We start from the raw sequence: 562 nt of genomic DNA on the forward strand, positions 1-562 counted from the left end.
TTTATGGCTTAAGGGAAACGCTATTCTTGTCAGCGTTTTGGAGGAGTGCCAAAAAGTTAAGTTCCGCCCGAAAATTTTGGACAGTTTCGCTTGAAAATGAAGCGTTCAACGGCAAAGGTTTGGACAATTCGCCTTGTAATGTAACTGACATACCTGCAAAGTTTGATGCAAGACATTATGAAGCAACCCCGCAAAGCCAAACATCAACAGCATTAAGCGGCATCAAACCTGAACCACGAAAAATAGAGGATGCGAAAGTAATAATTGGCAAGATTTTTAGAGAACAAAGACGAAATCTTATCGATGCAAAATGACAATCACGCTAAGAAAGCAAGAGCCTTTGCGATAACGCAGTTCTCTAATTTTGGGTAGTTTGCGCAATGCTGCGCCGAGATTTTCCAAATGCCTCATATCTGCCATTAACTACATTCACCACCAAATTCTCCCTTGCAAGTTTCTTCGCATTGTCTTACCTTTGCCCCTTGCTTCGCCAATCATTGCTTTCCGAGTTGGAAGCGCGGGGTAGCGACTCTCCCGATGATTGATGAACCAACAAAAGCAG

The 562-nt window shown here is 43.1% G+C and carries 1 protein-coding gene; it reads left to right on the forward strand.

The genetic code is table 11. The features are described 5' to 3' along the window. Positions 1–314 (forward strand): hypothetical protein (locus tag NZM05_12700; protein MCS7014474.1); only part of this gene is annotated, 314 nt, incomplete at its 5' end. Between the last annotated feature and the right edge of the window lie 248 nt (positions 315–562).

Source organism: Chloroherpetonaceae bacterium (genome assembly GCA_025056565.1).
Taxonomy (GTDB): domain Bacteria; phylum Bacteroidota; class Chlorobiia; order Chlorobiales; family Thermochlorobacteraceae; genus Thermochlorobacter.